Annotated in this window: 13 protein-coding genes, 1 tRNA gene and 2 pseudogenes; 10 read left to right on the top strand and 6 right to left on the bottom strand. The window is 35.2% G+C overall.

Annotated elements, in window-relative coordinates:
- Window positions 1-10 precede the first annotated feature (10 nt).
- The 3 genes from infC to nuoI form a co-directional block, all read right to left on the bottom strand.
- A complete protein-coding gene (infC, locus tag M3L71_RS00940) occupies window positions 11-529 on the bottom strand; it encodes a translation initiation factor IF-3 (protein ID WP_280143737.1) in 519 nt (172 codons plus the stop codon).
- 11 nt (window positions 530-540) lie between these two features.
- Window positions 541-2,442 (bottom strand): threonine--tRNA ligase, encoded by a 1,902-nt coding sequence (thrS, locus tag M3L71_RS00935; protein ID WP_264374502.1) that lies wholly within the window; start codon window positions 2,440-2,442, stop codon window positions 541-543.
- Between the two features lie 269 nt (window positions 2,443-2,711).
- Entirely contained in the window at window positions 2,712-3,194 is a 483-nt protein-coding gene (nuoI, locus tag M3L71_RS00930) for an NADH-quinone oxidoreductase subunit NuoI (RefSeq protein ID WP_280143736.1), read from the bottom strand.
- Between the two features lie 182 nt (window positions 3,195-3,376).
- Here nuoI and mnmE point away from each other — a divergent pair, with 182 nt between their 5' ends.
- The 3 genes from mnmE (at window position 3,377) to M3L71_RS00915 (ending at window position 6,012) form a co-directional block, all read left to right on the top strand.
- Entirely contained in the window at window positions 3,377-4,705 is a 1,329-nt protein-coding gene (gene mnmE, locus M3L71_RS00925; protein WP_280143735.1) for a tRNA uridine-5-carboxymethylaminomethyl(34) synthesis GTPase MnmE, read from the top strand.
- Window positions 4,706-4,752: 47 nt separating this feature from the next.
- Window positions 4,753-4,837, top strand: a tRNA-Ser gene (locus tag M3L71_RS00920).
- Between the two features lie 170 nt (window positions 4,838-5,007).
- On the top strand, window positions 5,008-6,012 hold the full coding sequence (locus M3L71_RS00915) for an NAD(P)/FAD-dependent oxidoreductase (RefSeq protein ID WP_280143734.1): 1,005 nt from the start codon (window positions 5,008-5,010) through the stop codon (window positions 6,010-6,012).
- A 361-nt stretch (window positions 6,013-6,373) separates the two neighbouring features.
- Here the strand turns inward: M3L71_RS00915 and M3L71_RS00910 are convergent, their stop codons facing one another.
- The gene (locus M3L71_RS00910) at window positions 6,374-6,877 is read right to left on the bottom strand and encodes an IS630 family transposase (RefSeq protein ID WP_280144081.1); all 504 of its coding nucleotides are present in this window, start codon (window positions 6,875-6,877) and stop codon (window positions 6,374-6,376) included.
- Window positions 6,878-6,905: 28 nt separating this feature from the next.
- Window positions 6,906-7,253 carry an IS630 transposase-related protein gene (locus M3L71_RS00905; protein WP_280143264.1) on the bottom strand — a complete coding sequence of 116 codons (348 nt, stop codon included), beginning with the start codon at window positions 7,251-7,253 and terminating at the stop codon, window positions 6,906-6,908.
- Between the two features lie 278 nt (window positions 7,254-7,531).
- Here M3L71_RS00905 and M3L71_RS00900 point away from each other — a divergent pair, with 278 nt between their 5' ends.
- Window positions 7,532-7,672: a hypothetical protein gene (locus M3L71_RS00900; protein ID WP_164741540.1), complete on the top strand. Its 141-nt coding sequence runs from the start codon at window positions 7,532-7,534 to the stop codon at window positions 7,670-7,672.
- 6 nt (window positions 7,673-7,678) lie between these two features.
- Here M3L71_RS00900 and M3L71_RS00895 read toward each other — a convergent pair whose 3' ends face one another.
- On the bottom strand, window positions 7,679-8,032 hold the full coding sequence (locus M3L71_RS00895; protein ID WP_265030622.1) for a TrbC/VirB2 family protein: 354 nt from the start codon (window positions 8,030-8,032) through the stop codon (window positions 7,679-7,681).
- A 128-nt stretch (window positions 8,033-8,160) separates the two neighbouring features.
- Here M3L71_RS00895 and M3L71_RS00890 point away from each other — a divergent pair, with 128 nt between their 5' ends.
- From M3L71_RS00890 to M3L71_RS00865, 6 genes and pseudogenes are all read left to right on the top strand, one after another.
- On the top strand, window positions 8,161-8,976 hold the full coding sequence (locus M3L71_RS00890; protein WP_265030623.1) for a YihY/virulence factor BrkB family protein: 816 nt from the start codon (window positions 8,161-8,163) through the stop codon (window positions 8,974-8,976).
- Window positions 8,963-9,727, top strand: coding sequence for an SDR family oxidoreductase (locus tag M3L71_RS00885; protein ID WP_280143733.1), 765 nt, complete (start codon window positions 8,963-8,965; stop codon window positions 9,725-9,727). The genes M3L71_RS00890 and M3L71_RS00885 overlap by 14 nt, the downstream gene beginning before the upstream one ends.
- A gap of 419 nt (window positions 9,728-10,146) precedes the next feature.
- A pseudogene (locus tag M3L71_RS00880) lies at window positions 10,147-10,512 on the top strand (transposase); the annotation flags it as partial.
- A 273-nt stretch (window positions 10,513-10,785) separates the two neighbouring features.
- Complete coding sequence (locus M3L71_RS00875) at window positions 10,786-11,733, top strand: RluA family pseudouridine synthase (RefSeq protein ID WP_280143732.1); 948 nt, start codon at window positions 10,786-10,788, stop codon at window positions 11,731-11,733.
- A 121-nt stretch (window positions 11,734-11,854) separates the two neighbouring features.
- Window positions 11,855-12,232, top strand: coding sequence for an IS630 transposase-related protein (locus tag M3L71_RS00870; RefSeq protein ID WP_280143223.1), 378 nt, complete (start codon window positions 11,855-11,857; stop codon window positions 12,230-12,232).
- Window positions 12,211-12,594, top strand: a pseudogene (locus M3L71_RS00865) (transposase); the annotation flags it as partial. The gene M3L71_RS00870 and the pseudogene M3L71_RS00865, both read left to right, overlap by 22 nt.
- Between the last annotated feature and the right edge of the window lie 95 nt (window positions 12,595-12,689).

The raw sequence follows: 12,689 nt of genomic DNA, 5'->3' as shown, positions 1-12,689 counted from the left end.
AGTCGTTTTACTACTTAGCAACCAGAGTTAGAAAATATTGATTTCCTTCCCTTTTAGGCGCTAGCTCTACCTTTGCAATATCTTCAGTGTCTCGAATTAGCCGTTCTAATTTTTCCACTCCAACCTCAGTATTTATAAGCTCTCTACCTCTAAATTTCATTGTGCACTTGATTTTATGCCCAGATATAAGAAAATCTCTTGTTTGACGCAACTTTGTTTCATAGTCATGATTATCAATATTGGGGCCCAGCTTAATTTTCTTTATAGTTAATGCTCTTTGTTTCTTTTTTGCCTCGCTTGCCTTCTTTTTTGCATCATATTTTTGTTTACTGTAGTCGAGTATTTTACATACTGGAGGAGTTGAATCAGGTGCAATTTCTACCAAGTCTAAATTGACACCTTGTGCAACTTCCAAAGCTTGTCTTAATGGCACAATTCCAGCCATTTCACCATTATGATCAACTAAGCGTACTTCCTTAGCTGTGATGAATTCATTAATTTTGTTTTTATTATTCTTTTGAACTTGCAAGTTTTTCTCCCTTAACTCAAATTAATACTTTTTAAAAGCAATTCAGTAGCCTTTTCCAAAGGAAAAGACTCTTGTTCTTCTGACCCTAAATTTCTCACTGACACAGTTCTATTGATGATCTCATTTTTACCTATAACCCATAATATAGGTACCTTATTTGAACTATGCAAGCGTATCTTATAACTAATTTTTTCATTGGTCAAATCCGTCTTAATTCTAACACCTTGTTCTTTTAAAATATTGCTGATTTCAGTAGCATAACCATCAGCTTCATTTATAATGGTCAGAATAGCAAGTTGCGTTGGAGCAAGCCAAATTGGAAATTTTCCTGCATAATTTTCTATCAAAATCCCAATAAAACGTTCAAAAGTTCCAAGAATTGCTCTATGTAGCATAACAGGGTGGTGCTTTTGTCCGTCTGCTCCTATATAAAAAGCTCCAAGACGCTCCGGTAAAATAAAATCAACTTGCAACGTTCCACATTGCCAATTTCTACCTATTGCATCTTTCAAAACAAACTCTAACTTTGGACCATAAAATGCACCTTCACCAGGATTAAGTTCATAACTAAGCCCTGCTTCTTTAACTGCTTCAAGCAGTGCTCTTTCAGCTCTATCCCAGACTTCATCATTACCTGATCTAGTATCTGGACGGTCTGAAAATTTCACAGAAATTTCATTGAACCCAAGTTCTGAATATACTTCTTTTAAAAGGTCACAAAACTTTACAGTTTCAGAATTCACTTGTTTTTCCATACAAAAAATATGTGCATCGTCTTGCGTAAAACCACGCACTCGCATCATTCCATGCAATGAGCCTGAGCTTTCATTTCTATGGCATGTGCCAAACTCTGCCATACGTATCGGTAAATCACGATAGCTTCTGGTGTGAGAATTAAAAATCTGCACATGACAAGGGCAATTCATGGGTTTTATTGCTAGCTTTTTACTTTCAGATTCATCAATAATGAACATATTTTCACGAAACTTATCCCAATGTCCCGATTTTTCCCACAGCTCTTTGCTTACCAAAATAGGTGTTTTTACCTCAAAGTAGCCATTGTTCATTAACTTTTTTCTGATGTAAGACTCAAGAACATTATATAAAGTATATCCCTGTTCATGCCAAAAAATCTGCCCAACAGCTTCCTCTTGAATGTGAAATAAGTCCATATCCTTAGCAATTTTGCGGTGGTCGCGTTTTTCTGCTTCCTCCAGACGTTTAAGATAAGTATTTAATTCATCCTTATTTCTCCACGCGGTGCCATATATTCTTTGCAACATTGGGCCCTTAGAATCGCCACGCCAGTATGCACCTGCTACTTTCATAAGTTTAAACGCTTTAACTCTGCCAGTTGATGGTGAGTGCGGACCACGACATAGGTCTACAAAGTTGCCTTGTTTATAAACAGTTAGGTTTTCGTTTTCTGGTATTGATGAGACAATATCAACCTTGTATCTTTCACCTATATCACTAAAGAAATCAATTGCCTGCTTACGAGTCCAAACTTCTCGGACGAATCTGTGGTTACTTTTTATAATTTCCTTCATTTTTTTTTCTATTGCAGTAAGATCGTCCGTGGTAAAGGCACGATCTGTAGCAAAATCATAGTAGAAACCATCTTGAATTGTTGGCCCGATAGTAATCTGAGTATTAGGAAAGAGCTCTTTTACTGCCTGCGCCATTATATGAGCAGCATCATGCCTTATTATATCTAAACCCGCTTCGTCACTCAGTTGTATTACCTCTATCTCTGTATCAGATTCAATTTCATGTGAGAGGTCATATAGCTCACCATTGATCTTTAAAGCAACTGCTTCCTTTAAAACCTCTGGTTGTAGTATATTAAAATCGGTAACCTTACAGCTATATTTCTCTACTTTTTGTTCAGTTGAAAAAGTGACTTTTATCATTTGTCATACCTCCTGTATAATCAGTAAAAGCCAATATCTGGTGTTCATTCCAGTGCCCCCTATGATGTCATCCGAGTAGCTGACACTGGGATCTAAGTATAAAAATATTCGCAAGTTATGCAATGGACAACAGATTCTAGGAACATATGTTAAAATAATGTCCATGATGAAAATAAGATAGATCCCAGTGTCAAGCGCTGGGATGACACCACCCCTGGTGGGCACTGCCCCTAAATCACAATGGATAACAGGGTTATAAGCTCTGAACATTAATAATAAGGTCTATTTTTTTTTAACCTGAGTGCAATTGCGTCTTCCCAAACTTCACCATTACGCAATAATTTTTCCTTATTGTACATTAGCTCTTCTCTTGTTTCAGTAGCAAATTCAAAGTTAGGACCCTCCACAATTGCATCAACAGGACATGCTTCCTGGCAAAGCCCGCAATATATACATTTTGTCATATCAATATCATAACGTGTAGTGCGACGACTTCCGTCTTCTTTTTCCTCTGCTTCGATAACTATTGCTTGGGCAGGGCAGATAACTTCACATAATTTACAAGCTATGCAGCGCTCTTCACCGTTTGGATACCTACGCAACGCATGCTCACCACGAAACCTTGGACTTAACGGGCCCTTCTCCATAGGATATCTCAAAGTAACCTTTGGCTTAAACATATATTTTAATGTAATAACAAACCCTTTAATCAACTCTATAAATAACCAATACCAAGCTAATTTCTTGAGCATAAAATGTTTAAAACCGGTATTCATGATTATAAATCATATTATCAGTTTTCAAAATAAATATTTTTACCTGACGGTTTTTCTATACAATATATTTACTAATACTGCATTAACATAAATTAGCAAAATAAGTAAAAATTTTTTAGATTAAGTATTTTAAATTGCTAAGTAGTGTATATAAATTAATGACAAACAAAAATGAAACTATCTTCGCCTTATCAACTGTATTTGGTAAGTCAGGAGTTGCAGTAATTAGAATTTCAGGTAACGATGCACTTAAAGCTTTAAATCATTTTAACATTAAGAAAGAAGTTAAACCAAGGCTTGCTACTTTAGTTGACTTATATGATGGTTCCAATCAATTGATAGACAATGGAATAATTATTTATTTTCCTGCCCCAAACAGCTTCACTGGCGAGGATGTTATAGAGTTACAAATGCATGGAAGCAAGGCAATTATAAAAATAATCTTGGAGGAATTATCAAAAATTTTCGTTATGGCCAGGCCTGGGGAATTCTCACTTAGGGCTTTTCTAAATGGTAAATTTGACTTAACGCAAATAGAAGGGATTGCAGACTTAATTGATGCTGAGACAAAAATGCAAGCTAAACAAGCGATTAAGCAGATATCAGGAGAATTGGAGAGGCTATATAGCAGTTGGAAGCAGAAATTAATAACGATACAATCCAAAATCGAAGCATATATAGACTTTCCAGAAGATATTTTGGCAGAAAAAAATGAGTTGGAAAAAATTAATAATGAAGTGAAAACTCTTGTGCAATCAATACAAGAGCACCTAAATGATAATAGACGAGGCGAAAGGTTGCGTGAGGGTTTACACGTTGTAATAACTGGTAAACCAAATGTTGGTAAATCAACGCTGTTTAATTTTTTGGCCAAGCGTGATATTGCTATTATTTCTGAATATGCAGGTACAACAAGGGATATACTCGAGGCCCATATTGACGTTGCCGGATATCCAGTTATCCTTTCTGATACTGCTGGTATTCATGAAAGTTCAGATCCGGTAGAATCAGAAGGTATAAGTCGGGCAAGAAAAAGATCCCTTGAAGCTAATTTGAGAATAGAGCTATTTCCCTTCAAACAGCGTCATGCAGTCGATTGCAGTGTTGAAAATAGTAACACCATTTACGTGCTGAGCAAAGCCGATGATATTATCAATGACCACAGCATAAAAATTAACAGTATAGATTTTTTACCTGTTTCTATTTTAAAAGGAATAGGTACAGAAAGACTAATCTCTGTAGTTAAAGAGAAAGTAGAGGAAAAATTTGGGCATGATAGAGACACTCCTGTAATTACTCGGCAAAGACATAGGATTCACATGCAGAAAACACTGGAGCATTTACAACGTTTTAATATTGATAATCCAATTGAGTTAATATCTGAAGATTTGAGGCTTGCTGCATTTGAACTTGGTGCAGTAATTGGAATTATTAATGTTGAGGAAATATTGGATAGTGTGTTTAGTAGCTTTTGTGTAGGCAAGTAAGATTTTTATAGATTGCTTGAAATTAAATATTGTGGTAAAAAAGAGGTGGACGGATGGCCGAGCGGTTTAAGGCACCAGTCTTGAAAACTGACGTACGGAAACGTACCATGGGTTCGAATCCCATTCCGTCCGCACTTACTTCTCAGATTTAAAATGTTAGTTAATTTTTAGAGCTTATTTAGATGGTTCGTAACGCTGTAAATCTTATCTAATCTAGCTACATCTTTTAAAAATACATCCCTTTGTAAATTGACCTTGTTAGCAAAGAAAGCTAATATCTATAAATAGATCACCATCTGAATATGGAAACCGATATCGTAATAATAGGTGCAGGGCCTGTTGGAATATTCACTTCTTTTCAAGCGGGAATGCTTGATATGAGATGTCATGTAATAGATGTTTTGGATCAAGCAGGAGGACAATGCACATCTCTTTACTCAGAAAAGCCAATATATGATATACCTGGTTATCCTGTAATTACTGCCCAAAAATTAATTGAGCGACTAATGGGGCAAGCTTCACCGTTTGAGCCTGTTTACCATTTAAGTCAAAAAGTGGAAAAGATTTCAAATAACGAAGGTGAAAACTTTACTATCATAACGAACATAGGTACAGAGGTAAAATGCAAAGCCGTTATCATTGCTGCAGGTAACGGAATGTTTGAACCTAACCGTCCACCCTTAAGTGGTATATTAGAATATGAAAATAAATCTGTATTTTATAATGTAAATAAAATTTCTGATTTTCAGGACAAAACTATAGTCATTGCAGGGGGGGGGGATTCTGCGGCTGATTGGACTGTAGAACTTTCTAAAGTTGCAAAGAAAATTTATGTGATACATAGGAGAAAGGAATTTCGCTGCACTCCTGAAACTAGAAATAAATTAGAATCACTTGAAAATAATGGAAAGATAGAACTGGTAGTGCCATATCAATTACACGAACTAGCAGTAGGTAATGGGCAGTTGAGCGCAGTGATAGTAAAAAACATTGCCTCTAAGGAAGAAAAAGAAATATCCGCTGATTTTTTGCTGCCATTTTTTGGATTGTCAATGAATCTTGGGCCAATAAACAGTTGGGGTATAGAGTTAGAACATGGCCGCATAACTGTCGACCCAGCTACACTTAGAACCAGTAGAGATAGAATATATGCAATCGGAGATATAGCTACTTATCCAGGCAAACTAAAATTGATACTAAATGGCTTTGCTGAGAGCGCCATGGCTTGTTATCACATATACAAAGTAATTCACAATTCTCCAGTTAATTTTCAATATTCAACTTCAAAGGGAATTCATCGAAATTAAAGAGTAAAGAGATCCATGAACCTGCATGCAGTTATCTCAAGCATAAGGGAATACAAACGAAAAAGATTACTTTACAAATTCCCCCAACTCCCTTGCCATGATACTAAGAGTATTTATCCTTATTTTTGACCTACAGGCTCAATCACAAAATCAGTAAAAAACCCAAATATTTATTGGCAAATTACACAAAAATTATAGCGGCTTTTTTTATTTTTTCTACATTCAGCCAAAACGCGCTTGTTAGCACATTATTATAGCGCCAATTTACATTATAAAACTCGTCACACGGGGATTCTTCTGCCTTTTTTCTTCGTTTGGTAAATTTCTTAATATTTGTAACTAAAGTAATTTTAGAGAGGCGTTATGTAAGTATAGTATTTTCTAAAATGAATGGATAAATTTCCATTATGGTATTACCAACCAAAAGTTGTAAGTCTGTACATTTATACATTAGAGGTCTGAGGCGGCTTTTGATGGTATGCCAACAGTGTTCTATGGGATTCAAATCTGGTGAATATGTTGGAAGATACAGCACATGAAAGCCAAAAGACTCTATTAATGATTTTGTTTTAGTGGTCTTATGAAATGTAGCATTATCCATAACTATGGTTGTGCCAAGTGGCAATTTAGGTAATAACATCTTCTCCAACAATATATTGAATACCTCTTTTTCACACCCACCTTTGAAAGTCATTGGTGCAATAAATCTCATTCCAATCCACCCGGCTACTATACTGATTCTCTCTCGAGTTCTCCCTGGAATATCTGCATAAATTTTCTTTCCTCTTGGAGCACGTCCATATTCTCGGTATAACTTATTATCAACTCCTGCTTCATCTATATATAAGATGCTGGAATGTTCTATTTTTGAGATTTTATCAATAAATTGCTGCCTATCTTCTTGATTGCGCTCTTGATATAGTGTGACTTTTTTTTAAAGTAATTTTTAGCTGTTTTAGTCTATACCAAATTGAATTTATTCCAAATCCAAGATTTTGTTTCATCTCTGCCAGAGTATGATCTGGATTCTTTGTAACATATTCTTCGAGTATTTTTGGGTCTATTTTTCGAATAAAGCTACCGTTTTTAGATGGCTTTAAGCTTTCACCATCAGCTTTCTTTTTTAACCAGCGGTACAGAGTTGCTATTCCTATCTCCATGAGCTCTGCTATCTCAACCTTTGTCTTCCCTTTTTCTATCATCAATACTGCCTTTTCCCTTAAATCCACACTATATGCCATTATAACTCAAATACTTTATTATACCTTTATCATTTGCTTTGGGAAATACTATAGCTGACACACAGCTGTACGAGCATTCATTTTTGAAGATAGCAAATGGTGTCATCCGAGTAGCTGACACTGGGATCCATCTCTTAATACAGCCTCATCAAAAATGTTGTGTTTTAACATAAAATTAACTGCTTCTATGCTCATAAACTTAATATCCAATCAAATTTCCTGGATCACAGTGTCAAGCACTGGGATGACACCATCATAAAGGAATCAGTGTCAGCTACTTGAATAACAAAGAAAGAGGGCACTTGGATAACATCGAAGGAGCTACTCGAATAACACCTTCATGGTGGCTTAAATCACAAGTTCGTGCAATGATGGTGCTCCTTAAAGAAGCACCATTTGCTAATGTTTTGAAGCTTTAATTCTTATTATGCGCATGTATTTGTTGTTGCATTCCATGTTTTACCATCAGGGCAAGCAGTTGCACCATTTTTACAAATCACACCACCTGGTACTATTTTTGAAACAACTACAGGTGCACCAAAAAACACAGCAGTAAATGCACCAAGTGCAAAAAGCGCTGGCCATGGCATTCTGCCAAATATCGCAAGCAAAGCTGCACCTATTATCACTATTGTAATCATAGGCCCTCCTATACCGTGAGTATAGCCTACTATTTTGCATATTGTATTGGTTGTTGCATCATCAGTAACAGCAGCAGCAAAAACATTATCAAATGCAAAGGAAAGAATTAAAGCTACAAGTAGAAGAAAATTTTTCATTATGCCTCCGTATTTAACGCTGGATTATCTATCATTTTGATTAAATTTAAGTAAACGGTGAGGATTTTTTGCTTAAAAGTATGCTTTATTTCATTTAGAATACTTTTCTTAGTTTATTTATATTACAAGTGCTACAGAAATTTTATAGTATCGTTTATTGCCTTTATCGTGCTTTAATTGACACAATTTATAATGATGGAGTGGAGCACGCAGGGTATCTATCATTTTTAATCCTGTTATCAATATTTCCTTTTCTTATTGTTTTAATAGCCATGGCATCAACGTTCGCAAATTTCTTAGATCAATACAATGTCGGCTGGGCATTTATTATTGATAACATGCCACAGGATATTTTATCATCTTTGATGCCACGTATTAGGGAGATAATATCAGGCCCTCCGCAAAGCTTATTAACCTTGGCAATTGTAGGTGCTGTTTGGACTGCCTCATCGACAATTGAAGGATTTAGAACGATATTGAATAAGGCCTATAAAGTTCCGGTTTCATCTCCTTATATATGGAGAAGGGTGCTCAGTATATTACAATTTTTAGTAATTACGCTTGTTACAACTCTGACTATAGTATTTTTTACATTAGTGCCAATGTTAATTGATTTTTCTTACCAAGGGCTAAGTTATACTAGATATTTACTTATTGAGTTTTTGCTTTTTACTATAGTATCTTGGCTATATTTTACATTGCCAAACATAAAGCAAAACTTATCAGACGTATTTCCCGGATCTTGTGTGGCTGTTATTCTTTGGACGATCTCTGCTTCAGCTTTCAAGCAATATTTAAAAGCTTCCTTTGACCAACTGAATTTGATATATGGAAGTTTAGGCGGTGTGGTGATGTCGTTGCTATTTTTTTATGTGCTAAGTTTGATTTTTATATATGGAGCAAAATTTAATTTTCAGCTAAAATATTTCAATGAATCTTGCTAAAGAGAAAGAAATGGGTAAGTTAGAAGGTAAAATAGCTTTAATTACCGGGGCTTCAGGTGGAATAGGCTCTTCTGTTGCAAAAAGATTTGTAAAAGAAGGTGCATGTGTGATTCTGATTTCCAGATCTCTTGATAATCTCAAGCCATTGTATAACGAAATTGAAGAGCTTAAAGAAGGCTCTGTGAAACTAATTCAGCTTGATCTTTTAGACTTTGAAAACGTAGAAAAACTGGCAAATATGATAGAAAACCCAAAATTATCAGAATCTGGAACGCTTGATATACTGATTACATGCACTGAAATTTTAGGTAAGTTGAGCTCTGTTCATGATTGTGAGCTTGAAGATCTACAGAACGTAATGAATACAAATTTTACTGCCAGTTGGTACTTGCTAAAAAATTTGGGTCCAATACTAAAAAAGTCTAATGCTGGAAGAGCCATATTCATGACCTCAGAGATAACACTTTCTCCTTCCTCTTATCCATATTGGGTACCATATGCTGCAAGTAAGGCTGCACTAGAAGCAATGGTGAAGATATATGCATCTGAGACAAAACATACGAACTTATTCATAAATGCCGTGTATTCGGAAGGGCCTATCGATAGTGAAATGTATAAGCAAGCATTTTCGGGAAAAGATATATCTGAATTGGTGCCACCTGATAAACTGACAGACAAATTTGTGGAACTTGCTTCTGAAGATTGTAGCATATCAGGACAAATCTTGCCACTTAGTAAATCTTCCGAGTAAATTACCATAGTATCTGCAAAGATACCGTTAAGCCCACAACTGTATGAACATTGTGATTTGAGTCCACTAGGAAGGATGTCATCCCAGTGCCTCTATGGTGTCATTCCAGTCTAGAATCTAGTCTTTATTGTGCGGCCACTTATTTAAAGTTAAGTTTTCTGGATCCCAGACTGGGATGACACCTCCACTGCCATTAAGTTAAGGGAAAGTGATGGACTGTATTGTAAAATCAGATAAGATCCACAAATTAAAAGAAGTAATGACATGAGTAAAAAAAAAGAATAATCATGTTTATAAAAAATAAATTGATGAGTTTAAACTTTATAAACGAACACAGAGCATCCTCAAAAGACTTCTCACGAAAAAGAAAGCTGCCCTTCATTAATGTATTTCTCCTGATTTTTAGAAAGAGTGTAAAGTCATTACAACCATATCTCGATGCTGGATTTTGCCTTTATACTCTCAAAGAAGCTCTAAAACAAGGTAAACATGAGATTTTTAATAGTGATCAAGGGGTACAGTTTACTTGCTACAACTTTATTACGGAATTAGAGCATGCTAATATTAAAATCAGTATGGACCATAAAGGACGTTGCTTCGACAATATATTTGTTGAGCGCTTATGGAGAACTTTAAAGCAAGAAGCTATATATTATTATAGACCAAATAGTATCAGAGATTTGAATCTTATAATAAATGACTTTGTTGGTTGGTATAACTATAGAAGGCTACATCAGACTCTAAATTATAAAGTTCCTGCTGATCTTTATTATCATAAACAGTAAATGAATATATTGATAAATACTTTAAATGTGTGTCGACGTATTTATCAACATATTCATTTTAAAAATCGGATCACTTTAAAAAAAATGGTCTAGACAAATGGGTGCACTATAGAGGGAGTTAACGCTACGGGATTTTGATAATAAAATAATAATTTACTGGAAAGATGGCTCTCAAACAATTTGCCACATTAAAAAACAAGACGGCCTTCAAATTCAACCTAGTACAAAAGTTGATTTTGTGAATCCAGATGTTCATTCAGCATTTGAAGTAGCATGTTCAGGACTTTAAATATTAGTAGTGAAGAGAAAAAATTAAGATTAGATACTTATGTAGCTAAAAAATGCAACATATCTCGCAGTAAAGCGCAAAGATTGATACAGAATGAGCAGGTGAAATTACTTGGTATACCGATAATTAATAATGATCACATAGTAAAACCAGGTGAAGAGTATGTGGTGCATCTCATTCAACCTGACATATCCACATCAATTGAGCCTAATTATGACATAAAACTTGATATCGTCTATGAAGATGATGACATTATAGTTCTGAGTAAACAAAGTAGATTAACAGTACACCCAGGTGCTCGAACAAACAATGATACACTCCTGAATGCAGTGATCGCTCACCTTGGCAAAATTCCATATACAAATACAAGACCAGGAATTGTTCACAGGCTTGATAAAGATACTAGTGGACTCATGGTAATTGCAAAAAATGAACAATCCCACAGCTTCTTGTCTGAACTGCTATCAAATCGTAAAATAAAACGGGAATACTTAGCAGTAATTTGGGGAGCATTACCTAATCTGCAAGGAACAGTAAAAACCCATATTGCTCCAAAACGCAGTAATAAAGAAATGATGTGTGTCACAAAAACAGCAGGTAAATTAGCAATCACTCATTATTCAGTGAAGAAAATTATAGGGCAAGCAAGCCTGGTTAAATGTACTTTAGAGACAGGCAGAACACACCAAATTCGAGTACACATGAGCCACATAGGACATTCTGTAGTTGGTGATCAAGTTTACGGAAAAAATAGTAGTAAAAGTGAAAAACATGCTAAAAACTCTGACTTTATCCGTAATTTCAATAGACAGGCACTACATGCTCACACGCTAGGCTTATATCATCCAAAAAGTAAAGAATATATAGAATTTGTTTCTGATTTACCACAAGACATGCAAGTCTTAATCGGTGAATTTGAAAATATATCTTAACAACATTCATATCAATATTATCATCCATGTTATCAAGAAATTAATTAATGAGAGAAAAACTGCTGCACTATAGTATTTCCCAAAGCAAATGATAAAGGTATAATAAAGTATTTGAGTTATAATGGCATATAGTGTGGATTTAAGGGAAAAGGCAGTATTGATGATAGAAAAAGGGAAGACAAAGGTTGAGATAGCAGAGCTCATGGAGATAGGAATAGCAACTCTGTACCGCTGGTTAAAAAAGAAAGCTGATGGTGAAAGCTTAAAGCCATCTAAAAACGGTAGCTTTATTCGAAAAATAGACCCAAAAATACTCGAAGAATATGTTACAAAGAATCCAGATCATACTCTGGCAGAGATGAAACAAAATCTTGGATTTGGAATAAATTCAATTTGGTATAGACTAAAACAGCTAAAAATTACTTTAAAAAAGTCACACTATATCAAGAGCGCAATCAAGAAGATAGGCAGCAATTTATTGATAAAATCTCAAAAATAGAACATTCCAGCATCTTATATATAGATGAAGCAGGAGTTGATAATAAGTTATACCGAGAATATGGACGTGCTCCAAGAGGAAAGAAAATTTATGCAGATATTCCAGGGAGAACTCGAGAGAGAATCAGTATAGTAGCCGGGTGGATTGGAATGAGATTTATTGCACCAATGACTTTCAAAGGTGGGTGTGAAAAAGAGGTATTCAATATATTGTTGGAGAAGATGTTATTACCTAAATTGCCACTTGGCACAACCATAGTTATGGATAATGCTACATTTCATAAGACCACTAAAACAAAATCATTAATAGAGTCTTTTGGCTTTCATGTGCTGTATCTTCCAACATATTCACCAGATTTGAATCCCATAGAACACTGTTGGCATACCATCAAAAGCCGCCTCAGACCTCTAATGTATAAATGTACAGACTTACAACTTTTGGTTGGTAATACCATAAT

The sequence above is a fragment of the Wolbachia endosymbiont of Frankliniella intonsa genome (genome assembly GCF_029856955.1).
Lineage (GTDB): Bacteria > Pseudomonadota > Alphaproteobacteria > Rickettsiales > Anaplasmataceae > Wolbachia.
The sequence above is the reverse complement of the archived record's forward strand: the minus strand, read 5'-3'. Positions and strand labels throughout refer to the sequence as shown.

What these genes read in the sequence shown, in the direction of transcription:
- thrS (WP_264374502.1), bottom strand. Translation starts at nt 2,442, where the DNA reads ATGATAAAAGTCACTTTTTCAACTGAACAAAAAGTAGAGAAATATAGC.
- nuoI (WP_280143736.1), bottom strand. Translation starts at nt 3,194, where the DNA reads ATGCTCAAGAAATTAGCTTGGTATTGGTTATTTATAGAGTTGATTAAA.
- mnmE (WP_280143735.1), top strand. Translation starts at nt 3,377, where the DNA reads ATGACAAACAAAAATGAAACTATCTTCGCCTTATCAACTGTATTTGGT.
- M3L71_RS00915 (WP_280143734.1), top strand. Translation starts at nt 5,008, where the DNA reads ATGGAAACCGATATCGTAATAATAGGTGCAGGGCCTGTTGGAATATTC.
- M3L71_RS00905 (WP_280143264.1), bottom strand. Translation starts at nt 7,253, where the DNA reads ATGGCATATAGTGTGGATTTAAGGGAAAAGGCAGTATTGATGATAGAA.
- M3L71_RS00895 (WP_265030622.1), bottom strand. Translation starts at nt 8,032, where the DNA reads ATGAAAAATTTTCTTCTACTTGTAGCTTTAATTCTTTCCTTTGCATTT.
- M3L71_RS00885 (WP_280143733.1), top strand. Translation starts at nt 8,963, where the DNA reads ATGAATCTTGCTAAAGAGAAAGAAATGGGTAAGTTAGAAGGTAAAATA.
- M3L71_RS00875 (WP_280143732.1), top strand. Translation starts at nt 10,786, where the DNA reads ATGTTCAGGACTTTAAATATTAGTAGTGAAGAGAAAAAATTAAGATTA.
- M3L71_RS00870 (WP_280143223.1), top strand. Translation starts at nt 11,855, where the DNA reads ATGGCATATAGTGTGGATTTAAGGGAAAAGGCAGTATTGATGATAGAA.